The 1,376-nt window shown below is 50.9% G+C and carries 1 rRNA gene; it reads left to right on the top strand.

What is annotated here, in order from left to right:
• A 23S ribosomal RNA gene (locus CXF72_RS00390) occupies nucleotides 1–1,371 on the top strand; the annotation flags it as partial.
• Between the last annotated feature and the right edge of the window lie 5 nt (nucleotides 1,372–1,376).

Below are 1,376 nucleotides of genomic sequence, written 5' to 3'. Positions count from 1 at the left end.
AAGGTGATGAAGTCATTGATGCCATGCTTCCAGGAAAAGTCTCTAAGCTTCAGATAATAAAGGATCGTACCCCAAACCGACACAGGTGGTCAGGTAGAGAATACTAAGGCGCTTGAGAGAACTCGGGTGAAGGAACTAGGCAAAATGGTACCGTAACTTCGGGAGAAGGTACGCCTTTGACGGTGACGAGACTTGCTCTCTAAGCTGTTGAAGGCCGAAGATACCAGATGGCTGCAACTGTTTATTAAAAACACAGCACTCTGCTAAATCGTAAGATGACGTATAGGGTGTGACGCCTGCCCGGTGCCGGAAGGTTAATTGATGAGGTTAGACTTAGGTCGAAGCTTTTGATCGAAGCCCCGGTAAACGGCGGCCGTAACTATAACGGTCCTAAGGTAGCGAAATTCCTTGTCGGGTAAGTTCCGACCTGCACGAATGGCGTAATGATGGCCATGCTGTCTCCACCCGAGACTCAGTGAAGTTGAAATCGCAGTGAAGATGCTGCGTCCCCGCGGCTAGACGGAAAGACCCCGTGAACCTTTACTACAGCTTAGCAGTGAACTTAGAGCCTACATGTGTAGGATAGGTGGGAGGCTTTGAAGCGTTGTCGCTAGATGACGTGGAGCCAACCTTGAAATACCACCCTTGTATGTTTTGAGTTCTAACCATGGCCCCTGAATCGGGGTTTGGGACACTGTTTGGTGGGTAGTTTGACTGGGGCGGTCTCCTCCTAAAGAGTAACGGAGGAGTACGAAGGTTGGCTAATCACGGTCGGACATCGTGAGGTTAGTACAATGGTATAAGCCAGCTTAACTGCGAGACAGACACGTCGAGCAGGTACGAAAGTAGGTCATAGTGATCCGGTGGTTCTGAATGGAAGGGCCATCGCTCAACGGATAAAAGGTACTCCGGGGATAACAGGCTGATACCGCCCAAGAGTTCATATCGACGGCGGTGTTTGGCACCTCGATGTCGGCTCATCACATCCTGGGGCTGAAGTCGGTCCCAAGGGTATGGCTGTTCGCCATTTAAAGTGGTACGCGAGCTGGGTTTAGAACGTCGTGAGACAGTTCGGTCCCTATCTGCCGTGGGCGTTTGAGAATTGAGAGGAGCTGCTCCTAGTACGAGAGGACCGGAGTGGACGAACCGCTGGTGTTCGGGTTGTATCGCCAGATGCATTGCCCGGTAGCTACGTTCGGAATCGATAACCGCTGAAAGCATCTAAGCGGGAAGCGAGCCTCGAGATGAGTTCTCACTGGAGCTTTAAGCTCCCTAAAGGGCCGTTGGAGACTACAACGTTGATAGGCAAGGTGTGTAAGTGCAGTAATGTATTGAGCTAACTTGTACTAATTACCCGTGAGGCTTAACCATACAAC

Origin of the sequence: Psychromonas sp. MB-3u-54 (assembly GCF_002836415.1) — a bacterium.
Classification (GTDB): Bacteria; Pseudomonadota; Gammaproteobacteria; order Enterobacterales; family Psychromonadaceae; genus Psychromonas.
The sequence above is the reverse complement of the archived record's forward strand: the minus strand, read 5'-3'. Positions and strand labels throughout refer to the sequence as shown.